The sequence below is a fragment of the Methanospirillum stamsii genome (genome assembly GCF_003173335.1).
In the GTDB taxonomy this organism is placed as follows: domain Archaea; phylum Halobacteriota; class Methanomicrobia; order Methanomicrobiales; family Methanospirillaceae; genus Methanospirillum; species Methanospirillum stamsii.
Map to the genome: position 1 here is coordinate 106,520 of NZ_QGMZ01000039.1, position 24,900 is coordinate 131,419.

The window sequence follows — 24,900 nt, forward strand, 5'->3', positions numbered from 1 at the left end:
AAAGAACGATATGATACGTATCCTGCTGGTTGATGATGAACCCGATCTTCTTGATCTTGAAATGCGGATACTGGAACAGAAATACGGGTTTTTAACAATAACTGCTCCTTCAGGGGAAGAAGCTCTTGAAATCTTTAAAAACCAACCGGTAGATGCCATCATCTCAGATTATTCGATGCCGGAGATGGATGGGATCACATTTCTTCGTAAAATTCGTGAGATTAATAATTCGATTCCCTTTATTCTTTTCACGATTCATGAAAAAGAAGAGATAGCCATAGAGGCGATGAAATACGGGGCAAATTCCTATGTTGAAAAGGAGAATTTACCCCAGGTTGTGTTTGCAGAACTAGCCCATGCAGTAACGAACTCTGTTGAATTATACAGGGCAGAAAAAAATTTAAAAATTCAGCGTGATCTAGCTCTTGCCAATGCAAATGCCAAAAGTCTTGAAGAGACACTACTTGTATGTACTCGCGCAATTCTTGATGTTGCCGGAATGAACGGAGTCGCAATATATCTTTATACCGATGGAGAACTAATTCTCGAATCAGCCAGCGGAAACAGACAGGAATATATATCAGACAATATTCAAGAGGAGATTCGTTCATTTATTACGTCAATTATCACACAGCAGAGTCCGGCATTCAGGGATGAGAACGAGATACGAAAAACAACCCCTTCCCTGCTTGAACAGGATTCTGTATTTTCCGATATTTGTATCGGCATGCACCACCATGGCAGGATAATAGGTGCAGCACATGTTTTTTCATACCAGAAACATGATACCTTTGATTTATCCATTCAGCGGTTTGTAACAGATATTTCTGTTCAGATTGCCGGGTATATTTCTGATCGCCAGGCCGAAGAAGCGTTGAAGAAAAGTGAAAACCGGATGAAAGCCATGATTGGCAATCTGCCGGGTATGGTCTATCAGGGTCATATTGATGAAAACCGGACGATGGAGTTTGTAAGTGATGCCGTTTTGACCCTTACCGGTTATTTTCCTGAGGAAATAATTCAAAATTCGGTTTGTTCATGGGGATCTCTTATTCATCAGCAGGACAGAGTCCATATTCCTGAAGTGATCACCCGTGCCATTGAAAAAAATGTCATGTTCAGACTGACATACCGAATTACCACAAAGGAAAAAAAATTCAGATGGGTTCTTGAACAGGGAACCGGGATATATGATGATGAAGGTAGCCTTATCGGCATTGAAGGAATCATCATGGATATTACCAGACAGAAACTCCTTGATGATCAGGTCAGAATGTTCCATACCCGCCTGAAAACTCTTTTTATGCTCATGAATGCCGGTTGTGCAATCTTTCGAAGTGAAGGAACCATCCAATCTACCACTCTTGTTGATATCAATAATGCTGCCGAAGAGATTGAGAGGAAAAAAAAGGAGGAGCTGATCGGAAAGTCCTTTGAATCTATTTTTAGCGATGCAGATCCGACATTTCATGAAGCACTATCCGGAATGCTTCAGGATAAACAATCACGTACCCTGGTAAAATGTAAAATTACATATCCATATGGTATCCGCTTTTTTGATATTTTTTTGAATATTGCACCGATCGGATCAGAAAAACAGAGTATGGAAATTTTTCTGATCTATAATGATGTAACCAGCAGGGTTAAAACAGAACAACAGATTATTTCGTCATTACACGAGAAAGAACTCCTTTTTAAGGAAATTCACCACAGAGTTAAAAATAATCTTCAGATTATATCGGGGATATTAAAACTTCAATCACTCCGGATAACTGATCCAAGAGCACAGGAGATCATCCAAGAGTGCAGAAACCAGGTCTATAGTATGGCATCTATCCATGAATTATTATATAATTCAAAGGATATTGGAAGAATCAGGTTAGAAGAATATATAAGCAAACTCGTTGATCATTTTAAACATGAATATGAGGGGATATCCATGCGCCTGCAGTTCATTGTGGAAACAGATCCAGATATCTATCTTGATATTGAACGGTGTATCCCCTGTGGTCTGATATTGAATGAGCTGATTATGAATGCAGTAAAATATGCCTTTGACCCAGATAAGTTGGGGGAGATTCGGATTTCATTTACACAGAATGAACGAACATATCATATGCGGGTCGAGGATAACGGGCGTGGACTTCCCAGTGATTTTGATGTGAGAAAGTCTCAGTCATTGGGGATGGAACTGACTTCACAACTGACACACCAGCTCCGGGGTAAACTTGCCATTTCCGGAGAACATGGAACAAGTATTTCGGTAATTTTCCCCAAAACAGGAGAAGGGAGGATAAAAGTATGAGTCCCCGGAGAATCCTGATTGTGGAAGATGAGGCAGTGACCTCCGTAATGCTTGAAAAAACCCTGAAAGAACTGGGATATGAGGTTGTAGGGAGTGCCTTTGACGGGTTGGAAGCAATCGAGATTGCAAAAACCAAGCATCCGGACCTCATCCTGATGGATATCCGTATCCAGGGAGATATGGACGGGATTGAAACGGCACAGGAGATATATAAACAACTTAATATCCCTAGCATTTACCTGACAGCTCATTCAGATGAAGATACTATCAAGCGTGCGGTTGAGTCCGGACCATTCGGATACCTCATAAAGCCATTCAAGGAACGTGAGTTATACAGCAATATTGAGATGGTGGCTCATAAGCATAAACTCTATAAAACCACTACCGCAAGACCCGAACCTGAACAGCCGGAAAAAGAACCGGAAAAGAGATATCAGCCACCATCTCCCCCAGCACAGCAGACCGGACGCCCTCCGGATTTGCGTCTTGGCATACTTGCGGTACAGGCCCTGCCGCATCCGGTCATCCTCCTCACAACCAACGGAACAATCGCTTATACTAACGGGGCATTCAGAAGTTTTTACCGGGTGGTTACCGGACAGTCCGATATGCAGGCCGGGACCATTGATGACCTCCCGGAATTGTGCAAAAAAGTATGGGTTTCGGGAAAAGACCGGTTCAAAGAGGGAAAACGTTTCTCAATCAACGGCCCGATTCAGGTAAAAGGAGCTCCCCACCGGTTCAGGATTGACATGCTCCCGATCATGGAGAAAGGAGTGCTCCATTTTATCGCCGGTATCATTCTGCCCAGTGAAGCCGGACCTGCGGGAGGGCCGGGAATTTCTGATTCTTCAGGAAACCTCCTTGAAGAAGCAATTGACACAATCAAGGAGATCCGTTTCCTGGCGTCATCAGAAGAGACATATCGTCTCCACCAGATAGTCACCAGGGCAGATGAAGTCCTTAAAAACCTGGGAGAGATAAGAAATATCTCTTATCCCGGACAGACAGAAAAGAAAAGCGGTCAGATACTGACCGGGTAATCATTTAGGATCTTGGCTGGCAGTCTCATCCTGATATGCCATGAGACTTGCGGATAATGCTCTTCCAGAATGAGCAGTGAACATCGGTCAAGATTTCCAAAATGTTCACGATCAAACCTGGCTTCTGCAGCTTTGTAAAAAGCCAGGATTTTTTTTACAGGTTCGGTGGTATCTTCTCCCACCATAACCTTTCCCAGTTTATCACCGATTTCATAAGGGATTGGCAGTTCAATATCCTCCATCCAGAGAATACTTTTATCAACCTCTAAAAATTCCTTACCAATCATGATATAATGGAATTCCACATCAAGATTTAGATCCTGATTTTCTGATCTGGCAAGCATGTTGTACAAAAAATCCAGAAGAACACGTTTGTTTGATTGGAGGTCAGAACCTACAGCCTCTCTTGACAGCCTTCGGGCCATATCCGGAATAATATCCTGCCTCTCAACCATCATAAGAAACTGTTCCTGGGACTTAATATTGCTGGACATTACTTTCAGTGTCATGAACTGTTCCCTGAAATCTGAATTGACACCTCGTCCAATGTTCACTGCCATACTAATAAGATCCTTGTTCCGGCATGAAGATATTCGTATCTGTTCAAAAAAAAAATTTCTCTGAGATATATAGCAGAATAGAGTTTATTATTTAATCAGGACATATCCATCTCATCTAGGAAGGGTAAAAGCCCAATAACCCGGACATATTCTCCGGTTGGTTCGGTCCTGATGATGGTGATACCAAGAGGAATCTGATCAAGGGCTTCATTAAAGATAGGGTTCATCTCACGTTGGAACTTTAAAAAAGATTCGAGGATAATGAATGGTCTTTCATGTTCCTCAAAACTGCTAAATTCTTTCAGATCTTTTTCGTAACTGGAATTCCTGGCAAGGTCCTCTTCAAAATATACGATGACCTCACAACGTTCCCGAAGTGATATCTGTTCAAGTGCCCGTATGTCTGCTTTTATCCCGGGTTTCAGGTTTGCTATGGTTACCGGAAATTCTGGTTTTTTTTCTTTCATTATCCAACCCCCTGCGTATGTATTGCTTCAATAACCCGTTCCAGGACTTCACGTCTCTTTTTTGACTCTTTTTTCATATCCCGAAGTGCCGAGACCATCTCTTCCTGCATCTTCAGGCTTCGTTTCTGTAGCTTGACCATTTCTTTTAGATACTCAAGACCAAGCTCAGACCGATAAAACATTTCTTTTTGGAAATCTCCAAAATGTGGTTCAAAGTGAGTAAGGTCACCATGAAATTCAGTCTCGGTAATATTCATCGATTCAACAGAGATGAGTGGTTCATCCTCTGCTTTCAAATCTTCACAAAACCGGGATAGCATCTCCTCTTCACCTTCGGCCACGATCCTGACTGACCCATCCGGAAGATTTTCAGCATACCCGAAAACACCGTACCGGTTGGCAACCAGCCGGGCAAATCCCCGAAACCCGACTCGTTGGACACGCCCGGTTACAAGAATAGTTAATCGTTTCTGCATAGGCTATGGTTGTCCTATGCTGAGACGGGAAACGGGTTTAAGATTTCGATACTCTCATAGTCAAAAAATGAGGTGGAGATCCAGTTCAATTCCCATTGCCGGCTGATCGATATCAAATCCATTCAGGACTCCGGGGTGAATTTCTCCAAAGACTCCTACTTTTTTCCCGTCAACCATGATGTCTGCTGACCGGCCGTGTATGAATGCCGGATCGCTGCTTTCACGTGGAGTATAAGAGATTCCAAGTTCTCTCATGAGAGCATCGGTGGTTGCATATGCCTCAGAAAAATCCGCACCCGGATGGGTTGAAGCTAACGCAAGTTTCTGGTATGTCTGCATTTCCAGAACCACATCTCCGGTGTGGAAGATCCGCTGAGGGAGTTCACGCCGCTTGTTCATTCGCAGGAGATCAAGGAGAAGGGGCAGGAGGTCTGTCCTTACCAGAGTCTGCTCTTCTGAAATCGGGTGGAGGACCCGGAGTGCATTTGGATCCGGATTTCGCTGCATCCGGGTATACATGACATCTTCGTTTGAGAGGGTAAACGGCATGACCTCAAGATACCCAAGCCCACAGCAGATATCACGGATAGCCGATGCGTGTTTCATGATGGGATGCTCACATCCGGCTGCAAAGGTCGTCGGAAGGGCAGCATTAAGCGATCCAAATCCTGCCCCAATGGCTACATCCTCATAGACATCCCATTCGTGCATGATGTCAGCACGGTAACAGGGTATCCGAATGGAGACAGAATTATCACCGGACTTTTCAGCACCAAACCGCATCTTTCTGAGGATTTCAGCCATTTCTTCGGCGGAAAGGGAGGTACCCAGGAGTTTGTTACAGGATGATACCTTTACTTCCCTGGTTTCAGGGGAGAGGTCAGGCATGATTACTCCGTTAATGGATACGCTCTCACATTTTCCTCCGGCGGTGATGAGCGTCGTGCAGAGTACCTTAAGAGCAGTCATGACTGCACGCTCATCGGTTCCGGTCACATCAAGGAGCAGATTTCTTGATGCTTCGGTCACTCTTGTCAGTTCACCATTGATAATCGGGGGGAATGAGAGCACATTGCCGTTTGCATCCTCGATAAGAGGCATGACCGGCTTATCTTTTACGATATGAGCATAGTCCCGGCCTTTTGGGTGCTCTTCCATGATCTCCGCAAGGGTCATCTCCCGGTCAAAGTCAAGCGGAACAAAAGACCGTGATACCGGGGCACCGTAATACCTGAAGGGAGGAGTTACCTTATCAAGGTCATGGACACCGATGGCAACTTTTGCCCGGCCACGGCCAACCACCCAGTGCAATGCTTCCTGGACACCCATGAGACTGATGATTGCCTCATTGTCAAGGTGTACATCCCGGATTACCGCTGATCCAATGTATGGCCTGACTTCTTTCAGGTTTGGATCCACCGTAAAGGAGATGGAGGAGGGACTGACCGGATAGATCTCTTCTCCGGTTTCAAGGCCCAGAAATCCCCTCATTGCCCGGGCGACTCCTTCGGTAGAGTAAAGATCAACCCTGGACGGGAAGAACTCAACATCAACCTGTTCCTCAAGGATACGCTCGATATCTGAACCGATCATGGGGAGGTGTTCGATGATGGTCTTCCGGTCGGTACCGCACAGACGTTCAAGATACTTGTAGGGAAGTGACACAACCGGCATCAGCATCTCCCTCCATGAGTCGGCATCTGTCTGACCCAGTCAATATCACTCTGGTATAACTGGCGAAGGTCGGTAAGGCCCATCCGGAGCATGGCAACCCGTGAGACACCAAGTCCCCAGGCAAGGACCGGACAGGTAATTCCCCAGGGCGCCGTTACTTCTTCCCGGAAAATTCCGGCTCCTCCAAGTTCTACCCATCCAAGTTCCTCGATGTATACTTCAGGTTCAACACTTGGTTCAGTGTACGGGAAGTAACCGGGCCTGAACCTGACCGATTCAAAACCCATACGGGTGTAAAATTCTTTTAAAAATCCAAGCAGGTTCCGGAAGGTTACATTATCGTCCATTACTATTCCTTCAAGTTGTTCAAACTCAGGGAGGTGAGTGGGATCTATTGCCTCTCTCCGGTATACCCGTCCGATACAAAACGCCTTGACCGGAGGTTTTGGATGAGCAGCAAGGTGCTGGATTGAAAGACTGGTGGTATGTGTCCGGAGCACGGTTGCCTTTGCTTTTTCCGGGTCCCACTTTCCTCCCCATCCGGTAGAGGAGGTATTTCCCCCGGTCTCATGCATGTCCCTGACTTTCTCCCAACCCTCGGGAAGATCCTGTTTTCCGGCAAGGTGGAAGGTATCCTGCATTTCTCTGGCCGGATGATCCTGTGGCTGGAACAGGGCATCAAAGTTCCAGAATGCTCCCTGCACAATGCTTCCATGAAGCTCGGTGAATCCCATGTCAAGGAGAATCCGACGCATTTCGTCAATCATCCGCTGATAGGGGTGGATTTTTCCCGGCCAGACCGGCCTTGGGTGTTTGTTGATATCATACCGGCGAAGGGTCAGGTCTTTCCATGCACCGGAACTTATCTGGTCGGCGGTGAGTGTTCCGGTCTCTTCGGACAGGTCTATACCGGCTGCAGCCAGTTTTTGGCCCAGCTCAGTTATGCTGATGACATACCTGACAGATTCTTCTTCGGTTGCAAGGCCACGCTTTATCAGTTCTTTCTTGATGTCAGCCGGTGCATTGTCAAGGTTCTTTACATGTATTTCAAGTGATGAAAGAGAAGCGTCCCCGGTCTTGATGACGTTTCCGGATTCTATTTTTACCCAGCCAAGACGCTTCATCCAGCCAAGCCCGATTTTTGCATGGGGATGTTTATTCAGATCGGCCATGGATGAAGAGTCTCCAAAACTGTTATAGAGCTGGCGTTCAGGTAGTCCTTCACTTAGATACCTGGTGCCTTCTTCAGTCAGGGATAATGTTGTCGTAACATTCCGCTCAACAGTTGCAAGATCTTTTTGTGATAAGAGTCCCCCGTACTGGACGACTGAATCAGCCGGACGGTCAAGGATAACTCCCATCTCTTCCGGAGTTGTTGTGCCGCATTTTACCAGCTCAAGAAGCAGTCGTTTTTCATTCAGGGTTAATTGCATGGTATCTCCTGATATCGTCCGGTATTTTGTTTTAAAATGTTTGCAGGTTTTTTTGTCATTTTTATGTTTTGCATAGTTGTAAATCTCCTGATAACCTTCGGTAACAGTAATCGATTATTACAGGGGCCCGGGAAATGTCCAGACCCCTACCTAAACGAAAAGAATGAGCAGGAAAAGAATGGAAAGAATGATCCGGTATTGCTCATAAGTCTGCTGTACTGTTACCTGTGATTAGTATTTATAAGATCGGGATCGAAAGCAACGAGTAACGGAATAACTGAAAACCCATTATGATCCGGCAGAAGGAACACTTTTGATTTATTGCAGGTAAGAGGTATTATGGCAATGAGAAAGGACGGTGATAATCTTGTTCTTGATGGCCGTTATCTTTCTAAGCTTGACCATTTTGTCTGTGATGTTCTTGATATTCTCACCAGATATTCAACCTATGTTATCGTTAGCGGGTATGTTGCAATACTTTTTGGCAGGACAAGGAGTACAGAGGATGTTAATGTTATCTTCTGGAAGATTTCTGTAAAACTTTTGGAGTAACCTATGATCCCCCCAGATAATTCATTTCGTGATAACCTTCGAAAAGAACGGATATGGTTTGTAAAAAAGTCCGTAGAGTGGGTAAATTCTGTTCCAAATGAGATCTGGAGTAAAGAACAGTGTGATTTTATTGACTCACTCTTTTCAAACAGAAAAAATTTCCCCCTAACCCGTGAGCAATATCTTCACATGATTGAAAAGGCTCGTTCTCTATCTACCCGGAGAAAAGGAAATCCACCTATGCCTGCAAAAAAGTAAAAATCCCTCATCTGTCAGACAAAACAAGAGTCTGGTACGTCCGGCGGGCTGCTTCCATCAGTATTTTGTCAGTATGCTCAAAGGAGGGAACAAAACCCCGTTCACTCCATTTTATCTCCTCCAATATTTTTCTACTACCCGGAGACATTCTGACTGTTAGCCGCTCACGGTCTGAATCATTCATGGGAACGCAGGTTAATGCATCTCTAAACTTCCTGGTGATAGTCATAAAATCTCCCGCTTATTTACGAACGAACTGGATAGTGTGTCCACCAGATCCAAGTGGTTCTCTTAATCGCCTGTTACTCTTTGTTGAATCAGGTGGTGGTATGTATGTTTATTGTACTGAATTGGAATTTTTTATATGAGATATTGTTCATATTCATAGTCCTTAACCTTATCTAGATAATTATTAAAATGATTTCAGCTTTCAAAATCTCCAGATTGAGATTCGCCTACTTCAAAATAGAGAGTAAGGTTCCTTTTTTGTTCATGATGAAGGGGAACAGCAAATGATTGATCCCCTCGCTGCAAAATGACATGATCACCCACGAGTACGCCTGACAACTGCTCCATGATGACAGAGAATTTTTATCAATTCCCTTCCGGATAAAACCGGGAGTTTATGAGACATTTGCAATCTCTATCCGGGCTACCTGAGTCGTTGATAGAGCAAGCTTATCTCTTAAATCATCCTGTAGTACATCGAGAAGAAGTTCAATCGCTTCTTTAATGTTATCCAGAGCCTCCTCAACAGTTTCTCCCTGGCTTATCGCTCCAGGTAATTCAAGACATTGAACGGTGTAGCCACCTTCTTCCTGAGGCATTATGAAAATTGTGTATTGCATAACACCACTATAGAACAATAATTGCACCTCTTAAAGAATATAGATAACTATTCATGGATTTTCAGATACTTTTCTCCATATGATCGGCCATATCAGACTGCCTATTTACTAGGTCAAATCGATTTTTTTATTAACATGAGTGAAACATTATTATTATCGATCTCATGATATTCACGATTCCTCTCCATATCTCCATTCACTCGAAAGATTTTCGATGTGAAGAAAATGCCTAAAATTATGTTTAGGCATCATGACCCTCCGGGAGACGTGAATGTTTCGGAGGTCTTTGGAGGATGGGCACTTTTGAGAGGCGTTCTGGTACCAGGAATTACTAGATTTATCCTGATTTTTATAAAAGGGCCATTCCCTCCAGTTGATGGTATGCTTTTTTTGATCTCTCCGATTCTTTGGGGATTTCGGTTTGTTATTCCGGACAATCCACAACATTCCCGAAATTCAAGGCAGGTTTCCACACACCTACAACATCTGATACATTATTTGGATCTGGAAAAAACACAGGGCATACTAAAAAATTCAGAGAGGTTATGATGAAAACACCCGAATTGCTTAAAACTATAATCGTATGTGTACTGGTAACAGCACTGCTCATAATTCCCGCTTTTGGAGATGGAAATATCACAGAACCGTCTGACAGCGGAGTGATTGACAGCGAAACATCTCCACAGCAGCCAGCCGGTGACGGAGATTCTGGCGTCGGTGATGATCCCGGAACTGATTCTCAGCAGCCTGAAGGATCTGGAACGAACGAAGAGAATACGCCGGATGAAAATACAGAGGATGAAGAAACCGATAACACAGGTGATGATCCCGGAACTGATTCTCAGCAGCCTGAAGGATCTGGAACAAACGAAGAAGATACACCGGATGAAAATGCAGGGGATGAAGATTCTGAGGGTACAGGAGAAGATGAAGGGAGCGATGGTGAATCTTCAGAGATTTTTGAGACTTTATCGCCTGAACCTCCTGTTCTCATGAAGAGCATGACCACTTCCCCTGACACCGGAGCACCTGATCCCCTGGCAGAGTCGGGGACTTCAGATCCGGGTGCTGGTACCGGAGTGGTTACTCTTGGGACGGTTCATATCACCGCAACCGGAACAGAATTAACGCCCGGTGGAGGAAATGGTTACACCTTCACCGGAACTTACAGTGATGGTCAGATTACGATAACCGGCCAGGGTGATAATGCAGGACAATATTATCTTCGGGAGGATCTTCACAGTTCAGCTAATGATTTTGCGATCCAGATTCAGACATCCGGAGTCACCCTGGATGGAAATGGATTCAGTGTTATCAAGACCGGATCTGCCGGATCTTCTGGAGGGATCTCTCTCACCAGTGAAGCGGACGGAACCACTGTAAAGAATTTTGATGGGAGTAACGCATTAAGTGACCACTCAGGTATCACTGATTTCAACAGAGGGATTGAGTCATATGGTGATAATGTTGTTATCACCGGCAACAAAGCAACCGGTAATGTTAATGCTGGTATCTATTCTGGTGGGGATACAGTAACGATCTCTGATAACTTAGTTCAGGGAACACACCCCAACGGGGATGGAATCTTTGTAATAGGATCACAACCGAATGTAATCGGCAACACAGTCACCGATAATCCCGGGGCATCTGGAATTAACACGGATGCAATCTCTGCAACTATATCAGGAAATACCCTACAAAGAAATGAAGGAGGAATTATGTCCTATGGTGAGGGTTCTACCATACGAGACAATACTATATCGGACAATATTTACGGGGGTATCTATTTGACTGACAGCGAAACGGGCGTTACGATAACCGGAAATACGGTTCAGAACAATCCGAGAGGTATTATGTTTGAAGATCAGGGCGGAAGTGGAAATGGTCATATCTACAATAATTATTTCGCAAATACACAAAATGTTGATACCTCTGATGACCCTGATATCAGTGCCTACACCTGGACCAACCCCTCAGGACCCACTCCCGGAACAAACATTGTCGGCGGCTCGAACATCGCCGGAAACTATTGGAGCGACCCGACCGGGACCGGCTGGTCAGATACCCATGCAAGAGATTCCCGTGGATATACCGATGACCCGTATGAGATCGCCAATGGAGTGTATGACAACAAACCACTGGTGAAAACACCTGCACCAAATCCCAATCCAAGCCCGTCACAGAACCAGGATACCGACTCTGCAACAAACCAGAATACCAATAATCCAGGCTCAGGATCATCAGATACACCTCGGATAAACGTAGTCCTCACCGCTGCCTCTGTAGGAAATCCCGCTTCTCCGGGCACTACGACGAATCTTATTCTTACCCTTGAAAATATCGGGACATTACCACTCTCACCGTCAGCCAGAATTATTCTTGTTCCGGTGAATGAACGTGCAGAACCAATCGGAGAACAACCCGTTGAATATGTTGACGGGAAATTTATCCTGAATTATCCTCTATTGATCCCAACCGAACCAGGAACATATACGTACATCTTCAGTCCGGTCATGGTGACAGAGGATCCGGATACCGGAGAAGAGGTACGGATTACCGTAGGGGATAAAGTTCAATTCACTGTTGTGGTCGGTGAGGATGGAACCGTAACGGTGACAATGGGGTAAGGACTGGAATAGAATCACGATTTAATAATCAAAACTAATATGCGGCCACAAATTTCACTTTTTCACTAAAAATTTCATTTAGTATTGAACATATACATATAGACATGAAACCGATCCCGGTATCCCATGAAATACTGGCAGACATTATCAGGGATGTGTTTTCATCCCATGAAACATCAATTGATTCCATTATCCTTTTTGGGAGCCGTGTATCAGGAAATACCAGGGCGGATAGTGATTGGGATTTTCTCATCGTCACTACAAATAGAATTAATCATTCATTGAAACGAAAAATTACTTCAGAAATAAGAAAAAAGTTCATCTTCGCCTATGATATAGATGTAGATCTTGTTGTGGTACCAAAAGAAGACATGATATCAGGAAAAACTGACACCGGGCGAATTTCTTACTATGCACTTCGAGATGGTATTGCGATATGACAGACCGGTTTAAAACGGTCACGCATTGGTGCCACAAAGCTGATAACGATCTGAAAGCTGCAAATCATGAGATAGATCATGAGGATGGAGCATTTGACACAGTTTGCTTTCATGCACAGCAAACTGTGGAGAAATATCTAAAAGCATACCTCGTCTTTCATGGAAAGGAGATTCCAAGAACTCATGCTCTAATCAGACTGATCAAGGACTGTATATCGATAGACGGATCTTTTGAAAAATTAATTGAAAAAGAGATCGATGAACTTACAGATTATGCTATAGAAATTCGTTATGCTGACGACTTCTATATTCCAAACAGAGAAGAAGCCAGAAATGCGATAGATAAAGCTGAATATGTAAAAGATTTCGTGAAATCGCGATTGTCTAAAGGTGGATTCATTGACTAGCCCGACAATGAAAGAGCAAAAAGGAATAATCTCACCAGATTCATCATTTTGGAAACTCGTTGGATCAATAAAAACACCCCGTATTAACGGGCGGAATCATGACGAGTATCTCTATGACAAAGCGTGATAGTATCTTTGTTGATACGAGTGCTCTCTATGCCCTTTTTAATGAGAATGATATCGACCATTCATCTGCAAGAACCTGTATGAATGAATTGATACAGAGACATACGTCATTTATCAGGGTAATACGGAAGTTATGGGCTCTCGGGACGCAATTCGCCAGGCTTTCTCTCTCGGACTCATTTCAGATGGAAAAACCTGGATGGCAATGACAGACAGTCGTAACCTTACTTCACATACCGATGATGAGGAGACTGTTGAGAATATATTGGAACAGATAGCCGGTGAGTATTTCCCTTTGTTTGTAGAATTTCAGGAGAAAATGAGTCACCTTGCAAACAAAGACTAATACAGATTGTGGGCTGTCCCAGGATGATATAATCCGGATACAGCAGGTATTTGCCTCCTGTCCCCGGCTGAAAAAAGCAATTCTCTTTGGATCACGTGCCATGGGAACCCATCGCCCGGGTTCTGATATTGACATTGCCCTTGACGGAGAGGAACTGACTATTCAGGATCAACTCAGGTTAATGGGCATGATTGACGAACTCAATCTCCCAAATTTTTTTGACCTAATCCTCCTCAAACAAGTGAATAACCAGGATCTCATTTCACATATCAACAGGGTTGGAAAAATAATTTATTCGAACAAGTAACCGAAAAAACAGAATATGTCTATACAATATTAACCATATCCATACCTGGTTAATTGCTGTTTTAACACTATAATCTCATTATTACAGGTATCCCAGACAATCTGCCAATCTGTATGAAAGTATTGATGACATATGAAATTCCTCATTCCAATCATTCCACTCCAGTCAATGTCTGGTATTTGCGCCTGAACAATCGGATCAATTCTCCTTGCTGCTTCACCAATAATTTCTAAATTCCGTAAAACAGCATCCTGTGTTTTTTGATCTAAGAGAAACTCCTCGTAAGAAAATTCAGCAATATATGATTCAATCTTTTCAATAGCTTCAATGATGTCATGAATAAAAATATCACTGCTTCTTTTTTCAGACATACACAATATCTTCCATAATTGAACTGCGAAGAAGCGGGTGAAGTGCTCCTGGTGTGGTGAGATCCACATCTCTCCCAAGGAGTAAACGCATTTCATTTTGTAAATGTGACATCAAAAAAAAACCAACTGATTGATCAAATTCAACTAAAATGTCAATATCACTGGTATCTTTCAAATCATTTCTTGCAGCGGAGCCAAAAATGCCAATTCTTGTAATATGATATTTCTTTTGAAGATTTTTTCGATGAAGGTTGATGATGTCACGAATTTCATCACAGGTATCAACCCTGTTCATACCACATATTGAACCTTTCAGGTAATCAGAGTATCATTCACATGACAGAGAGGACCGGAGAAAAAAAGGAAAAACTATTGCCTCAGGAAATGAGGTCACAAAATTGGGTATTAACAATTTTTTTCAGACCTGATCTTTTCTGCGGCAACCGCCTTCTTTTCCCTGAACTCTTTCAAAAATTCAGTTACCCGGGCTGCAGAATCTTTCTTGCATTTTCCGCACATTAGTTCCCCAGCCTTGCACTGGCGACGGATTTCAGCAAGTTCTGCATCTTCCGGAACCATGTGGAAGAGATTCAGGAGGAACACCGGGCAGGTATCCGGCTCTCCCCCGAGTTCTTTCTGTTCCTGAAGAGTCATCCTTCCTCCGGTAAGGGCAGACATCACTTTCTTTGTGACCGTCTTGTCATCCTCAAAAAATCCGATGATGCTCTCCGGAACACTTGAAGACATCTTGCCACCGGTAAGCCCTGGCATGAACCGATGAAACGTTGCAGAAGGCGTAACAAACCCGTACCCGCCATGAGTCCGTTCAATCGCCCGGACGGTTTTTTTGACAACATCTAGCGGGACATTGGTAATATCAATATGTCCTTCGTACCGCTTAGATCCTTTGAATGCCTTGTTTACCGCTTTCATGGCCTCTTCCGGTGCCTCTTTCGACCGGACACTCACATGGGTATTCCGATCTTCAACCGTGAACATCCTAAGTTTATGGGCCACACCCCGAGTCAGCCGGATGTGTGGATCCTGGTCCAGACCTACCGGAACAATGGTCGGAGCCGGATCATCATTCACTTGGGGATGAAGGATATCTGCAACCTGGGTTAAAACACTCATTGCATGACCAATATCAGTATCAGGAGTAAAACCGTAAATTGCAGAGAGTTCTGAAAAGTTCACCTTTGCCGATGCTTCAAACGCCAGGTCCTGCACAACCCGGTTTGTGCTCTGTTCGTAGGTATTTCCGTGATATCCAAGAGCAAACAGACAGGAGAGATATTCATCACCATACATCCGGCAATCATCCCAGGAAAGGTTTCGAACTGCATGAGCTTCCCGGTCAGCAATGCAGATGTACCCCCTGCCTCCCTGCTGTACATGCCAGACAACCTCTTTCATGACCATCAGGTGCCCGAGGTGAGGATGGCCGGACGGCATAAACCCGGTCATGACATTAAACGGCTCATTATTCCGGATGGCATTTGCAATCTGGTGATAATCACGGTGTCCAAAGACAATCCCTCTTCTGATAAAATCAGGAATGTCCGGGAGGAGGTCTGTCACGGTTTCAATACGCTCGATGCCAAACTCGACATGGAGACGTTCGATATCGACTGACTGATCTGATGACCAGGGGTTAACGGATTCAGTATTCATGATGATTCTAAAGTTTTATTCGTGCAAATTCAATGAAGACAATGCCCTCATCATGTATACCGGCAAATAACATCTTCTTTTTGACACTGTGTGCCATCCGGACCGACCGTGAAATACTGTTCATCGGAAGGGTTTCTCCCTGTCCGATAGCCTGTACAAGCATTTCTGAGTGGATTTTTCTTCCTGAATATACACGGAAATGATGACCGAATTTATACCCGGTCTTGGGAATATAGTTCAGTGATCGCAGGTGACTGTAGACCGTATTCTTTTTCTCAAGTTCAGGATCATTTTCCCCGATAAGTGCACAATATACATCAGGAGTAAGCAGGTTTCCATCCTGCTCAATCGTGACCAGACCCTGTTTCATGAGATATGCAGCCTCAACAGTAGCTAAGACAATCCTGGAATCATCGAATCGTTTTCCATAAAATGCCTGATCATACCCAAGATCAACCCCTGCATAAATTATCGCGGAGATGCTTGAGAGAATTCCACTGGCAGGTAGAGGTTCCGGAGACTCTTCAAGGCCGGGCAGTTTCTGGATTTTTACCTCATAATAGGTGATCTCAAACTCATCATCAACCACCGCCAGAACATGCTGTTTTCTCATGTTAAGAGTAGTCTTAACCTCGCTCTGGACCACGGCAAAATCAATGAGGTCACGCTCCGAGAGCACCCGGACCATATATTGTGACTCACCTTTTCCAGGTTTTTCTCCCCTTCGAAATACCCGGAAATCATGCGGACCGGTCTGGACTACATATCCACGTTCACGGATGTCCCGGTAAACCAGGAATGACCGGATCATATGGGCATCCTGAGAGAACCGGACTAACAGTGAGTCAAAATCCAATCCGGGGATCTCAATCCTTCCCCGGTACACGAGATAGAGTGCTTCTACCGGAGAGAGCTTGAGCCCGTCTTTTTGCGGCCTGCCAAAACCACTCTGTTCATAAAGGGCATATCCCTCTGACCCCAGCAGGACTTTTTCATCTTCTATCCGTGCCTTCACGCCGTAATATTTGGAAGTTATGCATCATAAAACACCCCCGAGCTGAAGAGGGAAAACTATCAAATCATGAATTGTAAATATCATGATGCTATACATAAGGAATGAAAAATATTTATTCCAATATATTTTAAATTCAATCTCAAACATTTTTTATTTATAAAAAAAGGGGAATTTAGAAAAATTTTAAAATTTTTTGTTAAAAATCAGGAACCAAAAAATCCGGCTTTTCGGTTCTCAAGATTATTTATCTCATCGCGAAGCGAGGTCACGTTTTTCAGAACGATGAGAATCGCAGATATCAGCCCGTTTGCATCTTTCTCCGGGATAAATGTGGCATCCATAAGCATTTCCACACCTTCGTGACTGATAGTGAAGAGTTCATGCAAGGGAACTCCGGTAATAAAGACTGATTTAAACTGATCGCAACTGGGGAAGATTCTCCGGATCCCATGAGCTTCATTGATATGGTTGCCGATGATATGTTCAGGATTTATCCCAATCAACCTACCTAGAGAAGGATTTGCATACAGAATAGTACCGGCACGATTGATAACCAGAATATCATCAAGGACATGTTCTGCAATACCCCGCAGAATTGCTCCTTCATCGCGGATTTTCTCTTCTATCTCACGAAAAACCGTGATGTCACGAATTGACTGGATAGCACCGGAAACATCTCCTGACTCATTATAATAGGGAGTCACTTTGACCCAGTAAATCCGACTGCTCCCATCTTGCCGGTACGCGAGGGTTTCTGCAGTAAGAGCTTCTCCCTCCTGTTCCAGATTGTTAAAGAATGCAGCAATGGATGAATTAAACCGGTTAAAGATAAGGTCAGCAAGCACCGGACGACTATACCCATATATTGCCGGAACAAACTGCTCAATTGGTTTTCCAATCGTCTCTTCTGACTGAAGACCGGTCATCACCTCAAGCTGCTTATTCCAGAGAATGATTCTCTTGTTCTTATCCACTGCAAACGTTGGATCCGGAAGGTGATCCAGTATCCATTCCATCTGTTTTTGTGACTGTACAACCTGTCGTTCACGCAATATCAGTTCGGTGATATCAAAACCTGCAAGGATCATGGGTGATCCGACCTTCCCTTTTCGAAGTCGAATCAGGTTCCAGGAATATATAGAGGACGTCAACTGGTTCTGAATAATCAGCGGAGAATCCCAGCTTGAAAAATCAGAAATACCTGACCTGACATCACTGATTTTTTGTGATATTGTGGCGCCATGCTCATCAGTTACCGGGAAGAGAGAATGGAGAAGTGGCGGACTTTCCTGTTCTCCGTCATGAATATGGAAAATTTCCGAAGCATAATAATTACAATAAACAACCCTTCCTCCGCTATTTACTTTCAGAATGACAACCCTGACATTCTGAAGAAGGTCACGGATGACCCGCTCACGACTTGATACCTCCCGAACAGTACTCTTTACCTTTTCAAGATTTGTGGTAAGATCTGAATGAATCTGTGAGATCTGATATTCATATTCAGATTCAACAGAACGAGCCTTTTCTTTGCTTGAATAAACCTCGGTCTGATCCAGAATAATCATCACAGTCCCGGTTTCTCCATCAGGTAAATGCATTGCAAAAATACGATAATGAAGGAACCGATCTTGTTCAGGACCGGGTATCCGGATAATTCCCTTCAGTGATTGATCAGGTGGATGGAGAAGAGTATCAGTTATTTCCTCTGAAAAATATGCAGAAAGAGGGGAATAAAGAACCGATTTCCCTTTCAATTCTTCAGAGGTTAGAGAAAACAGGATCCCAAATGATGGATTAACCTCCCTTATAGTCCCATCCGGACCTGTTATCAGAATACCCTCATCAAGGATGGTCAGAATTTCTGAGCTGGATACACGAAATGAAGCACGATATATCTTCGCCGGACCTAAGGATCTCCTTTCAGCACGACCCGCATGATAGAGAGATTCAAGATAACGGGCTGCAGTTGTCCGGGTAATATGCAAAAACCGTGAAACTTCTTCAATAGTCAGCCCTTCCCGGTGAGAACATAACAGGCTATGAACCTCTTCCTCATAAGTCCCGGTTGACAAGAGAGAACTCCATTAAACAGACAGAGTCAGTTTGTAGGATATATAATGGTATCCTATACCAATGAATTGAACTCATTGATAATGCTAATCAGATCTACAAAATTATAAATAATAGTTTTACTAATTATTCAATAACCGGGTCTTGCAAAAATGTGATTTTTTATGACCAGTTACCCGGACTTCAATTGCTACCAGGGTATTCATCAATGCCCCGGGCTTTATTGTTGACCACCAGGAGGTGAAAATGATGAAAGGAACATATATTACAGACATTACCCAGATTCCCTACTTTCAGACCCTTGACAAAACAGAGCAGGAACGATTACTTCAGGTTACTTCGACATTTCCATTCAGGGCATCGAAACATTATCTCTCATTAATAGACTGGAATAATCCGGATGACCCAATAAAACGAATAATCTTCCCTAATCCCGGCGAACTTTCCATGACCGGCAGTCAGGATCCCTCCAATGAAAAGAACTACACTGTCCAGCATGGCCTCCAGCATAAATATGCACAAACATCTTTGCTCCTTTTATCCGATGTTTGTGGGGGCATCTGTAGATTTTGTTTTAGAAAACGGCTCTTTATGGACTCTCCCAGACAGACGGTCAGGGATTATGGTCCGGCCCTGTCATATATCAGGGACCATCCGGAAATCACCAATGTCCTCCTATCCGGTGGAGATCCTCTTATCCTTCCTACAAAGCATCTGACAAAGGTAATTCGGGAACTTCGTGAGATTGAACATGTAGGGATAATCAGGATAGGATCAAAGATGCTTGCATATAATCCGGCAAGGATAACAGAAGATCCAGATCTTATATCACTGATTCAGGAAGCATCAGGAGATGAGAAGAAGATCTATATCATGGCTCATTTCAATCATCCGGCAGAAATTTCTCCCCTCTCAATACAGGCAATTTCAATGCTTCAGAAAGCAGGTGCAATAGTTGTCAATCAGACGCCAGTGATAAAAGGAGTAAATGATAGTCCGGAAGTAATGATTGAGTTATTCAGAAAACTCTCATTTCTTGGAGTGTCACCCTATTATGTCTTCCAGTGCAGGCCAACGGTTGGAAACCAGGTGTTTTCGGTTCCGGTTGAACAGTCATACAAGACCATGCATGAAGCTTTTAAGCAATGCTCCGGCCTAGCGAAAAGAGCCCGGTTTATCATGTCACATTGCACGGGAAAAATAGAAGTTGTCGGCATGAATGACCATAATGTATTCATGAGATATCACCAGGCAGCAAATCCTGAAAATTATGATAAATTCATGGTAGCCTATTCAAATCCGGAGGCTCTGTGGTTTGATGACTATGAAATGCTATCTCCGGGATATGTTCCGGGACGGGAATGGCTCTTTGAACATGACCCCCGTTCATATGGGGGCACAGCTTCTTATTAAATCTTTTTTGGGACCTCAAACGAGAGTTGTCTGAAAACCGAACGAATTTTGAACATCTCCATGTTCTGATGAAAACATCAGAATTTATCTGTAAAACAATGACAAACGTAGAGACAATTCCTGCATCAGGACCAGAACCAGTACAACAAAACAACGCGAAGTGGAAGGACTGGAAATGGCAGGTCGGCCATAGTATTACAGATATCACAACTCTGGAACAGACGCTTGGAATGAACCTTTCAAAATCCGAGCGTGAGGATATGATTAAGACATGTGATATCTTCCCCATGTCTATAACCCCCTATTACCTCTCACTTATTAACACCGATGACCCCCTACATGACCCCATTTTCAGACAGGCAGTTCCCTCACCAGGAGAACTGATTATTGAAAATTATGACCTGCACGATCCCTTATCAGAAGATGCCGACAGCCCATGTCCGCTGATTACCCATAGATATCCGGACAGGGTGTTATTCCTCATCAGCAATACCTGTGCCATGTACTGCCGGCACTGTACAAGGAAAAGAAAAGTTGGGCAGGTATTATCAGCACCTCTTAAAGAAGAACTGGATGAAGCATTTTCATATATCGAAACCCACTCGGAAATCCGGGATGTATTACTATCAGGAGGAGATCCCCTGATGCTTTCAGATAAAGAACTGGATACTATCTTGCGGAGGTTGCGAAAAATACCTCATGTTGAGATAATCAGGATCGGATCCCGTGTTCCTGTTGTTCTACCATTCAGAATTACTGACAATCTTGTTTCTATTCTCAAAAAATATCATCCGCTCTGGCTGAATACTCATTTTAACCATCCACATGAGTTTACTACTGAATCATGTGAGGCACTTGCAAAACTTGCTGATGCAGGTATTCCACTCGGAAATCAATCTGTATTACTTGCCGGAGTAAATGATTGCCCGGAAATTATGCGAAAACTGGTTCATGAACTGGTAAAAAACCGGGTACGGCCATATTACCTGTTCCAATGTGATCTTGCAGAAGGGCTTGCCCATTTCAGAACTCCGGTAGGGAAAGGAATCGAAATCATTGAGAGCCTTATTGGTCACACCTCCGGACTTGCTGTTCCAACCTATGTAATAGATGCACCCGGAGGAGGAGGAAAAATCCCGGTAATGCCATATTATCTTGTTTCCTGGTCTTCCAACAAGGTTGTGCTTCGAAATTATGAAGGTATGTTTACCACGTATCAGGAACCTGACAACTATCAGGGAATAACCTGTGACCTCAATTGTGAAAAATGCAGACTTCAACACATTGAGGATCAGGAAACTATGGTGAAAAGGGCACAGGGTATAGAAGCACTGCTATCAGATTATGAGAACAGCATTACTATCCTTCCGGCTGTTTTAAACCGGATTGCACGGAGACAGGATGGAGAGTGATTTTCTCGTAACAGTTGGAAAAAGTCTGATTCAACATGGATATTACAATAACCGGATATATCTTATTTCACTCCATCCAGAAGATACCGACAGAGTAAATGAACGAATACATTTTTTACAACACATCTACTCATATCAAAAAATTATCCTTAAAATACCCCGTTCATTAAGGAGAGACTTTGATACTCCGGATACACGAATTGAAGCAGAAATTTTGGGATATTACCAGGGAGTTGAAGATGCACTTTTTCTGGCACGCTTTTATGACGCAAAAAGAGAAGAAGAAGATGCATACGATAAATTAATGCGCAATATCCAAACCTGCAAAGAAAAAAACCTTCCATCAGTTCAAAAAAAAGAGCCGAAAGATATTATAATCAAAATGGCAGATTCTTCAGAGATTCCTGCAATTTGTAATCTCTATCAACAGGTCTTTGAGACTTATCCTTTTCCAATTCATGATCCGGTGTATCTCAAAAAAGTTATGAATTGTGGAATTACATTTTTCGTGGCAAAGTTGTCTGGCAATATTATTGCTACAGGTTCCTGCGAGATTGATATTCATGCATCTTCAGTCGAGATGAGTGACCTTGCAGTAGATCCAAGGTACCGGGGATATGGTTTGTCAAAAAAAATCCTCTCTTTCATGGAGAAAGAAATGAGAGACAGAGGAGTTAAGACTGCTTTTACGATTTGCCGGGCTGAACCTCTTCAGATAAATCGGTTATTCTCCGGATTTGATTACCAATACGGGGGAACACTTATTAAAAATACAAATATTTGTGGAAAATTTGAGAGTATGAATATCTGGTATAAGGCTTTATCCTGACATAGATTATTCTCTTTTAAAACAATTTTATGAAATATTTCCGGATCATACCAGTTACATAATAAACCTGGTTACGACCCGTGAATTTTTTCAGGCGGGAGCGAATAAAACTGGACAAAAGGCGGGGCTGCCTTTTTCATCAACCCAAATAGATTCCAGATCATCCGGTCGCTTATAATATTCTCAATCCCGTAAAAAATTGTCTTCTCAAATATGCCCCTCTCACGAAGTAACGATTCAATATCAACACACACCATAAATCCTGTTTCAATAGAAAATGCTGCGAGTTTTCTACAGTATCCATATGGAGACTAATAACTCATCCTGCCTGATATTACAAGATTTATTCAATAAACTGAACTTCTTTCTTCCTCTGTTCCGTAGTAGAGTGATCCTATAAGGTTTGTCTATAAAGTAGGATAAAGAAGGGAGGAAAAAATGTCTTTTCATTTTTTAAAGAAGGTGGTATAAGATAACATGATTGTAATAAATAATTCAAGAGATAGGATTACGGCGTTTTTTACTCCACTGAAGGATTATTTTATAAAAACTGGTCGAATTTTTTATATATGATTCACATATCATGCTGGAAAAAAAAGCAATACAAACATACACAAATCGGCTATTCGATCATTGGATTACTGGGAATGGTTATTCTGGGTTTATCATCATTATGCATTTATGCTAGAAGTCAGAATATGCCTTGGAATTCGCTGTTTAATTATATACTTATTTTAGTCCTCAGTATTCTTGGACTATGCTTGCAAAAATGTCTTTTATCAACTCATTCCTAATTTTTATTGATATCACAATCTGGTTTCTTTTTACTATCAATCGTGGACATCAAAAAAAAATTATTCATTACTTCCATTTAAAAAACTGTACTAGATCTTATATTCCATATATTCAGAACGAACTCTGAACCACGATTACGGGATAAATAATATTTTAATTGGCCATTTAAAATGGATTGTTAAAAGACTGACATATATGATTCACACACTTTAGGCTACTACCAGAGTGTATCGCAATGATGAAATCTTGAACATGTTTTACCTTCGTTATAACCACCTTAAATCAAATATCTCACATGAAATGACAAAGAGTCAAGATTATTCAATTGATTTCTGGTACTATCATAAAGAACCTTAATTATTATCATTCATTCTGATGTTCATAATCATTCGGCGCTGAAGATTCCAAACATCCTGAACAAATTTTTCTTTGGTGACTCCTCTGATTTCCAGTTTCTCAGTGAATGCAGGTCGCATAGTGGGAATATTATCTGCTATCCAGGATAGGACAACATAAATTTCTACCGGATCCAAATCAGAGCGGATAGTACCATCCTGAATACCCAATTCGATAGAAGAAATGGAGAGGGAAGCAATTTCATTACCAATTTTTTTATATTCTGTCAGACACTCACTATCAGTTATTGCTGTGATATCAAATCCCCTTGTCCGGAAAAATAATCCGATTCGATAATAATCAGGATAATCATGAGCAAATTGATAGTATGCTTTTCCTATCGCACTGATTTTTTCAAGCCCTAAAACTTCTCGTGTTTCAGATTCTTTTACCATCCGAAGAAGGATCCGTGAACCCCGGGTAACCACTGATAAAAAAAGAGATTGTTTATCTTTAAAATAATAATAGAGCAGAGCTTTGTTCACCTCAGCCTCCTCTGCTATGCTATTCATGGTAATTGAATCATACTCTCCAGAAAAAAATAATTTTTCTGCTGCATTCAAAATATCTTCGCGTCTCTTTTCCTTCTCTCTTTTTTTCCTATCTGCTATTGACACATTTGATCCTCGCAATCCATATGTTACACTTTCACAACCTTATTCAAAAAAGTTCCCATTATTGATTCAACTATTATGATTTACAAAGAGAGCATAAAATAGATATCTCTAATAATTCTGTGTAGATTACTCATCATAATAACAGACTGTGGGTCTTACATTCATTCTCAATATCACCCCAGGATTTTGAAAGAATATTTTTTATGAGACCTATTCAACGAGACTACGATTGCTGATAAAATATCTTTTTTATAGATACCACTCATCTCCATATTCAAAAGATATATCTATTTAAAATTCTATACTCATTATTGACCTTGAGTTAAATTTTAAACTTGGGTTAATTTTCTCACAGGAGAAAAAATGAAAGTAATTGCAATTATAGTTAGTTGCAATACTTTCTATACTATTGAATTTAAATATGGTTTATGGTAAA

General features: G+C 42.5%; 27 protein-coding genes. 13 read left to right on the forward strand and 14 right to left on the reverse strand.

Translation table 11 applies throughout. The features are described from left to right. Positions 1 to 10 precede the first annotated feature (10 nt). Positions 11 to 2,305 (forward strand): histidine kinase dimerization/phosphoacceptor domain -containing protein, encoded by a 2,295-nt coding sequence (locus DLD82_RS15145; RefSeq protein ID WP_109941956.1) that lies wholly within the window; start codon positions 11 to 13, stop codon positions 2,303 to 2,305. Continuing rightward, positions 2,302 to 3,348, forward strand: coding sequence for a response regulator (locus tag DLD82_RS15150; protein ID WP_109941957.1), 1,047 nt, complete (start codon positions 2,302 to 2,304; stop codon positions 3,346 to 3,348). Before DLD82_RS15145 ends, DLD82_RS15150 begins: the two co-directional genes overlap by 4 nt. Here the strand turns inward: DLD82_RS15150 and DLD82_RS15155 are convergent. The 5 genes from DLD82_RS15155 to pheS all read right to left on the reverse strand — a co-directional run bounded on the left by DLD82_RS15155 (position 3,330) and on the right by pheS (position 7,958). After that, positions 3,330 to 3,908, reverse strand: a complete 579-nt coding sequence (locus DLD82_RS15155) for a hypothetical protein (protein WP_109941958.1) — start codon at positions 3,906 to 3,908, stop codon at positions 3,330 to 3,332. The two genes, DLD82_RS15150 and DLD82_RS15155, sit on opposite strands and share 19 nt — an antisense overlap. 95 nt (positions 3,909 to 4,003) lie before the next feature. Further along, positions 4,004 to 4,375, reverse strand: a complete 372-nt coding sequence (locus DLD82_RS15160) for a hypothetical protein (protein ID WP_109941959.1) — start codon at positions 4,373 to 4,375, stop codon at positions 4,004 to 4,006. Then, positions 4,375 to 4,851, reverse strand: coding sequence for an acylphosphatase (locus DLD82_RS15165; protein ID WP_109941960.1), 477 nt, complete (start codon positions 4,849 to 4,851; stop codon positions 4,375 to 4,377). The genes DLD82_RS15160 and DLD82_RS15165 overlap by 1 nt, the downstream gene beginning before the upstream one ends. A 60-nt stretch (positions 4,852 to 4,911) precedes the next feature. Next, positions 4,912 to 6,525 (reverse strand): phenylalanine--tRNA ligase subunit beta, encoded by a 1,614-nt coding sequence (gene pheT, locus DLD82_RS15170; RefSeq protein ID WP_109941993.1) that lies wholly within the window; start codon positions 6,523 to 6,525, stop codon positions 4,912 to 4,914. Further along, positions 6,525 to 7,958, reverse strand: a complete 1,434-nt coding sequence (pheS, locus tag DLD82_RS15175) for a phenylalanine--tRNA ligase subunit alpha (RefSeq protein WP_109941961.1) — start codon at positions 7,956 to 7,958, stop codon at positions 6,525 to 6,527. Before pheS ends, pheT begins: the two co-directional genes overlap by 1 nt. Before the next feature lie 339 nt (positions 7,959 to 8,297). Between pheS and DLD82_RS15185 the strand changes: the two genes are divergently transcribed. Then, a complete protein-coding gene (locus tag DLD82_RS15185) occupies positions 8,298 to 8,510 on the forward strand; it encodes a hypothetical protein (protein ID WP_109941963.1) in 213 nt (70 codons plus the stop codon). Between the two features lie 3 nt (positions 8,511 to 8,513). Continuing rightward, positions 8,514 to 8,768 carry a hypothetical protein gene (locus tag DLD82_RS15190; protein ID WP_109941964.1) on the forward strand — a complete coding sequence of 85 codons (255 nt, stop codon included), beginning with the start codon at positions 8,514 to 8,516 and terminating at the stop codon, positions 8,766 to 8,768. Positions 8,769 to 8,775: 7 nt separating this feature from the next. Here DLD82_RS15190 and DLD82_RS15195 read toward each other — a convergent pair whose 3' ends face one another. Continuing rightward, positions 8,776 to 8,997: a hypothetical protein gene (locus DLD82_RS15195; protein WP_109941965.1), complete on the reverse strand. Its 222-nt coding sequence runs from the start codon at positions 8,995 to 8,997 to the stop codon at positions 8,776 to 8,778. Between the two features lie 394 nt (positions 8,998 to 9,391). Then, a complete protein-coding gene (locus DLD82_RS15200) occupies positions 9,392 to 9,616 on the reverse strand; it encodes a type II toxin-antitoxin system HicB family antitoxin (protein WP_109941994.1) in 225 nt (74 codons plus the stop codon). A 545-nt stretch (positions 9,617 to 10,161) separates the two neighbouring features. On the opposite strand from DLD82_RS15200, the gene DLD82_RS15210 reads away from it, so the two are divergent. From DLD82_RS15210 to DLD82_RS15230, 6 genes are all read left to right on the forward strand, one after another. Beyond that, on the forward strand, positions 10,162 to 12,243 hold the full coding sequence (locus DLD82_RS15210; RefSeq protein ID WP_109941967.1) for a NosD domain-containing protein: 2,082 nt from the start codon (positions 10,162 to 10,164) through the stop codon (positions 12,241 to 12,243). Positions 12,244 to 12,347: 104 nt separating this feature from the next. Then, a complete protein-coding gene (locus DLD82_RS15215; RefSeq protein ID WP_109941968.1) occupies positions 12,348 to 12,683 on the forward strand; it encodes a nucleotidyltransferase domain-containing protein in 336 nt (111 codons plus the stop codon). Beyond that, a complete protein-coding gene (locus DLD82_RS15220; protein WP_109941969.1) occupies positions 12,680 to 13,090 on the forward strand; it encodes a HEPN domain-containing protein in 411 nt (136 codons plus the stop codon). Before DLD82_RS15215 ends, DLD82_RS15220 begins: the two co-directional genes overlap by 4 nt. Further along, positions 13,083 to 13,217: a hypothetical protein gene (locus DLD82_RS19375; protein WP_281268017.1), complete on the forward strand. Its 135-nt coding sequence runs from the start codon at positions 13,083 to 13,085 to the stop codon at positions 13,215 to 13,217. The genes DLD82_RS15220 and DLD82_RS19375 overlap by 8 nt, the downstream gene beginning before the upstream one ends. A 108-nt stretch (positions 13,218 to 13,325) precedes the next feature. After that, complete coding sequence (locus DLD82_RS15225; protein WP_281268018.1) at positions 13,326 to 13,562, forward strand: nucleotidyltransferase substrate binding protein; 237 nt, start codon at positions 13,326 to 13,328, stop codon at positions 13,560 to 13,562. Then, positions 13,546 to 13,869, forward strand: a complete 324-nt coding sequence (locus tag DLD82_RS15230) for a nucleotidyltransferase domain-containing protein (RefSeq protein ID WP_219968477.1) — start codon at positions 13,546 to 13,548, stop codon at positions 13,867 to 13,869. The genes DLD82_RS15225 and DLD82_RS15230 overlap by 17 nt, the downstream gene beginning before the upstream one ends. A gap of 29 nt (positions 13,870 to 13,898) precedes the next feature. Here DLD82_RS15230 and DLD82_RS15235 read toward each other — a convergent pair whose 3' ends face one another. From DLD82_RS15235 to DLD82_RS15255, 5 genes are all read right to left on the reverse strand, one after another. Continuing rightward, entirely contained in the window at positions 13,899 to 14,240 is a 342-nt protein-coding gene (locus DLD82_RS15235; protein WP_181391466.1) for a HepT-like ribonuclease domain-containing protein, read from the reverse strand. Continuing rightward, positions 14,233 to 14,535 carry a nucleotidyltransferase family protein gene (locus DLD82_RS15240; protein WP_109941972.1) on the reverse strand — a complete coding sequence of 101 codons (303 nt, stop codon included), beginning with the start codon at positions 14,533 to 14,535 and terminating at the stop codon, positions 14,233 to 14,235. Before DLD82_RS15240 ends, DLD82_RS15235 begins: the two co-directional genes overlap by 8 nt. Positions 14,536 to 14,645: 110 nt before the next feature. Beyond that, entirely contained in the window at positions 14,646 to 15,914 is a 1,269-nt protein-coding gene (locus tag DLD82_RS15245) for a tryptophan--tRNA ligase (RefSeq protein ID WP_109941973.1), read from the reverse strand. A gap of 7 nt (positions 15,915 to 15,921) precedes the next feature. Beyond that, on the reverse strand, positions 15,922 to 16,929 hold the full coding sequence (gene endA, locus DLD82_RS15250; protein WP_109941974.1) for a tRNA-intron lyase: 1,008 nt from the start codon (positions 16,927 to 16,929) through the stop codon (positions 15,922 to 15,924). Between the two features lie 203 nt (positions 16,930 to 17,132). Beyond that, positions 17,133 to 19,004: a PAS domain S-box protein gene (locus DLD82_RS15255; RefSeq protein WP_109941975.1), complete on the reverse strand. Its 1,872-nt coding sequence runs from the start codon at positions 19,002 to 19,004 to the stop codon at positions 17,133 to 17,135. Positions 19,005 to 19,248: 244 nt separating this feature from the next. On the opposite strand from DLD82_RS15255, the gene DLD82_RS15260 reads away from it, so the two are divergent. The 3 genes from DLD82_RS15260 (at position 19,249) to ablB (ending at position 22,656) form a co-directional block, all read left to right on the forward strand. After that, the gene (locus DLD82_RS15260; protein ID WP_245920469.1) at positions 19,249 to 20,415 is read left to right on the forward strand and encodes a KamA family radical SAM protein; all 1,167 of its coding nucleotides are present in this window, start codon (positions 19,249 to 19,251) and stop codon (positions 20,413 to 20,415) included. Between the two features lie 68 nt (positions 20,416 to 20,483). Further along, positions 20,484 to 21,827: a lysine 2,3-aminomutase gene (gene kamA / locus DLD82_RS15265; protein ID WP_245920470.1), complete on the forward strand. Its 1,344-nt coding sequence runs from the start codon at positions 20,484 to 20,486 to the stop codon at positions 21,825 to 21,827. Beyond that, on the forward strand, positions 21,817 to 22,656 hold the full coding sequence (gene ablB, locus DLD82_RS15270; protein ID WP_109941977.1) for a putative beta-lysine N-acetyltransferase: 840 nt from the start codon (positions 21,817 to 21,819) through the stop codon (positions 22,654 to 22,656). The genes kamA and ablB overlap by 11 nt, the downstream gene beginning before the upstream one ends. Positions 22,657 to 22,727: 71 nt before the next feature. On the opposite strand, the gene DLD82_RS15275 is transcribed toward ablB, so the two are convergent. Together DLD82_RS15275 and DLD82_RS15280 are read right to left on the reverse strand one after the other, a co-directional pair. After that, positions 22,728 to 22,913, reverse strand: coding sequence for a KUP/HAK/KT family potassium transporter (locus DLD82_RS15275; RefSeq protein ID WP_109941978.1), 186 nt, complete (start codon positions 22,911 to 22,913; stop codon positions 22,728 to 22,730). A gap of 891 nt (positions 22,914 to 23,804) precedes the next feature. Then, positions 23,805 to 24,464, reverse strand: coding sequence for a TetR/AcrR family transcriptional regulator (locus DLD82_RS15280; protein WP_181391467.1), 660 nt, complete (start codon positions 24,462 to 24,464; stop codon positions 23,805 to 23,807). Between the last annotated feature and the right edge of the window lie 436 nt (positions 24,465 to 24,900).

Bases quoted from the DNA above. Each gene is read 5' to 3' on its own strand.
- DLD82_RS15145 (WP_109941956.1), top strand. From the start codon at position 11: ATGATACGTATCCTGCTGGTTGATGATGAACCCGATCTTCTTGATCTT.
- DLD82_RS15150 (WP_109941957.1), top strand. From the start codon at position 2,302: ATGAGTCCCCGGAGAATCCTGATTGTGGAAGATGAGGCAGTGACCTCC.
- DLD82_RS15155 (WP_109941958.1), bottom strand. From the start codon at position 3,908: ATGGCAGTGAACATTGGACGAGGTGTCAATTCAGATTTCAGGGAACAG.
- DLD82_RS15160 (WP_109941959.1), bottom strand. From the start codon at position 4,375: ATGAAAGAAAAAAAACCAGAATTTCCGGTAACCATAGCAAACCTGAAA.
- DLD82_RS15165 (WP_109941960.1), bottom strand. From the start codon at position 4,851: ATGCAGAAACGATTAACTATTCTTGTAACCGGGCGTGTCCAACGAGTC.
- pheT (WP_109941993.1), bottom strand. From the start codon at position 6,525: ATGCCGGTTGTGTCACTTCCCTACAAGTATCTTGAACGTCTGTGCGGT.
- pheS (WP_109941961.1), bottom strand. From the start codon at position 7,958: ATGCAATTAACCCTGAATGAAAAACGACTGCTTCTTGAGCTGGTAAAA.
- DLD82_RS15185 (WP_109941963.1), top strand. From the start codon at position 8,298: ATGGCAATGAGAAAGGACGGTGATAATCTTGTTCTTGATGGCCGTTAT.
- DLD82_RS15190 (WP_109941964.1), top strand. From the start codon at position 8,514: ATGATCCCCCCAGATAATTCATTTCGTGATAACCTTCGAAAAGAACGG.
- DLD82_RS15195 (WP_109941965.1), bottom strand. From the start codon at position 8,997: ATGACTATCACCAGGAAGTTTAGAGATGCATTAACCTGCGTTCCCATG.
- DLD82_RS15200 (WP_109941994.1), bottom strand. From the start codon at position 9,616: ATGCAATACACAATTTTCATAATGCCTCAGGAAGAAGGTGGCTACACC.
- DLD82_RS15210 (WP_109941967.1), top strand. From the start codon at position 10,162: ATGATGAAAACACCCGAATTGCTTAAAACTATAATCGTATGTGTACTG.
- DLD82_RS15215 (WP_109941968.1), top strand. From the start codon at position 12,348: ATGAAACCGATCCCGGTATCCCATGAAATACTGGCAGACATTATCAGG.
- DLD82_RS15220 (WP_109941969.1), top strand. From the start codon at position 12,680: ATGACAGACCGGTTTAAAACGGTCACGCATTGGTGCCACAAAGCTGAT.
- DLD82_RS15235 (WP_181391466.1), bottom strand. From the start codon at position 14,240: ATGTCTGAAAAAAGAAGCAGTGATATTTTTATTCATGACATCATTGAA.
- DLD82_RS15240 (WP_109941972.1), bottom strand. From the start codon at position 14,535: ATGAACAGGGTTGATACCTGTGATGAAATTCGTGACATCATCAACCTT.
- DLD82_RS15245 (WP_109941973.1), bottom strand. From the start codon at position 15,914: ATGAATACTGAATCCGTTAACCCCTGGTCATCAGATCAGTCAGTCGAT.
- DLD82_RS15260 (WP_245920469.1), top strand. From the start codon at position 19,249: ATGATGAAAGGAACATATATTACAGACATTACCCAGATTCCCTACTTT.
- kamA (WP_245920470.1), top strand. From the start codon at position 20,484: ATGAAAACATCAGAATTTATCTGTAAAACAATGACAAACGTAGAGACA.
- ablB (WP_109941977.1), top strand. From the start codon at position 21,817: ATGGAGAGTGATTTTCTCGTAACAGTTGGAAAAAGTCTGATTCAACAT.
- DLD82_RS15275 (WP_109941978.1), bottom strand. From the start codon at position 22,913: ATGGTGTGTGTTGATATTGAATCGTTACTTCGTGAGAGGGGCATATTT.